Source organism: Neobacillus drentensis (assembly GCF_036966985.1).
GTDB lineage: Bacteria > Bacillota > Bacilli > Bacillales > Cytobacillaceae > Neobacillus > Neobacillus drentensis_E.
The window spans coordinates 1-2,195 of record NZ_JBALSN010000327.1; the positions used below are offsets into that span (position 1 = coordinate 1).

A 2,195-nucleotide genomic window follows, 5' to 3' on the forward strand; every position below is an offset into this window, starting at 1 on the left:
TTTTTCAGTTGTTTGAATAAGCCCAAAATGGTATTATTCATTACATGTTTGTTTCTTTTTTGGTAAAAATAGCTGAAAAGAAATGATTTTTTTATTCTTTAGTTAATTATTGATTTAGTTGACTAAATGATGAGAAATGTTTATTTTTAATGAAGCAAGTTTGAATTTTATATAAATATTAAAGGAGTATGATTAGCATGTCAGAAAAGCAATTTAAAATAATCGCAGAAACAGGAATCCACGCTAGACCCGCAACTTTATTAGTTCAAACAGCAAGCAGATTTGATTCTGAAATTCATTTAGAATATAAAGGTAAAAAAGTTAACTTAAAATCAATTATGGGCGTTATGTCTCTAGGTGTTGGCCAAGGGGCTGATATTACCATTTCTGCAGAAGGAAACGATGCAAACGATGCATTAAATAGCCTTGAAGAGACATTGAAAAAAGAAGGATTGGCAGAATAATGACTTTTTTACAGGGGATAGCCGCATCAAATGGTATCGCTATTGCAAAAGCATACCGACTTGTTGAACCAGATTTATCATTTGAAACAAAAACAATTGATGATGCTGCTGCCGAGGTTGACCGTTTCCGCAAGGCAATAGAGAAATCTAAAACAGAACTCGAAGCAATTCGTGACCGTGCCAAAGTAGACCTTGGAGCTGATAAAGCAGCGATTTTTGAAGCACATCTACTCGTGTTAAGTGACCCTGAATTAAATTCTCCAATCGAAGATAAAATTCAGTCTGATAAAGTAAATGCTGAATCTGCATTAAAGGAATCAGCAGATATGTTCATTATGATGTTTGAACAGATGGATAATGAATATATGAAAGAACGTGCAGCAGATATTCGTGATGTAACCAAGCGTGTATTAGCTCATCTATTAGGTGTGCAGCTAGTTAATCCAAGTATGATTGCTGAAGAAGTGATTATTGTGGCTGAAGACTTAACTCCTTCCGACACAGCACAATTAAACAGACAATTTGTCTTAGGATTCACAACAAATATTGGTGGTCGTACCTCACATTCAGCCATTATGGCTCGATCAATGGAAATTCCTGCGGTAGTTGGAACAAAGTCAGCGACAGAGGAAATCAATAATGGAGATCTTGTCATTGTTGATGGACTAAAGGGTGAGGTGCATATTAACCCAACACCTGAGCTTGTTGAACAGTACCGTAAAATTCATGACGAATACGAAGTTCAAAAAGCCGAATGGGCCAAGCTTGTCAATGAACCAACTGTAACAAATGATGATCATCATGTTGAATTAGTAGCCAACATTGGAACTCCAAAGGATTTAAAAGGAGTTATTGAAAATGGCGGTGAGGGTGTAGGTCTATATCGGACTGAATTCCTTTATATGGGAAGAGATCAATTACCAACAGAAGAAGAGCAGTTTGAATCTTATAAGGCTGTATTAGAGGGTTTAAATGGTAAGCCAGTTGTGGTTCGTACCCTTGATATCGGTGGAGATAAGGAACTTCCTTATTTGGATCTTCCAAAGGAAATGAATCCATTTTTGGGCTTCCGGGCTATTCGTTTATGTTTAGAAGAGCAAGACATCTTCAGAACCCAGCTCAGAGCACTGTTACGGGCCAGCAACTATGGAAATTTAAAAATCATGTTCCCAATGATTGCAACTCTAGATGAGTTCCGTGCTGCCAAAACGATTCTTGAAGAAGAAAAGCAAAAACTTCTTGCTGAAGGCCAAAAAGTTGCCGAAGGTATTGAACTTGGTATTATGGTAGAAATTCCGTCAACGGCTATCTTAGCGGATCAATTTGCAAAAGAAGTAGATTTCTTTAGTATCGGTACAAATGATTTAATTCAATACACTATGGCTGCTGACCGGATGAATCAGCGTGTCTCTTACTTGTACCAGCCATATAGCCCATCCATTTTACGATTAGTAAAAATGGTAATTGATGCAGCTCATGCACAAGGAAAATGGACAGGTATGTGCGGGGAAATGGCAGGAGATGAAACAGCCATTCCAGTTCTCATCGGACTTGGACTTGATGAATTTTCAATGAGTGCGACATCAATCTTAAAAGCTCGCTCTCAAATCAAGAATTTGAAAAAATCTGATATGGAAAAGCTTGCTCAAGAAGTTTTAAATATGCAAACAACTGATCAGGTTATCGAAGCAGTTAATGCTGCGACAAAGTAATTATAATCACAAAAAGACC

General features: G+C 37.2%; 2 protein-coding genes. Both read left to right on the forward strand.

What is annotated here, in order from left to right; all coding sequences use genetic code 11:
• Nucleotides 1–197 precede the first annotated feature (197 nt).
• A complete protein-coding gene (locus V7659_RS20495) occupies nucleotides 198–464 on the forward strand; it encodes a phosphocarrier protein HPr (RefSeq protein ID WP_144548718.1) in 267 nt (88 codons plus the stop codon).
• Nucleotides 464–2,176, forward strand: a complete 1,713-nt coding sequence (gene ptsP, locus V7659_RS20500; RefSeq protein ID WP_335541844.1) for a phosphoenolpyruvate--protein phosphotransferase — start codon at nucleotides 464–466, stop codon at nucleotides 2,174–2,176. Before V7659_RS20495 ends, ptsP begins: the two co-directional genes overlap by 1 nt.
• Nucleotides 2,177–2,195 lie beyond the last annotated feature (19 nt).

Coding starts and splice junctions, on each gene's coding strand:
- ptsP (WP_335541844.1), top strand. CDS start 464: ATGACTTTTTTACAGGGGATAGCCGCATCAAATGGTATCGCTATTGCA.
- V7659_RS20495 (WP_144548718.1), top strand. CDS start 198: ATGTCAGAAAAGCAATTTAAAATAATCGCAGAAACAGGAATCCACGCT.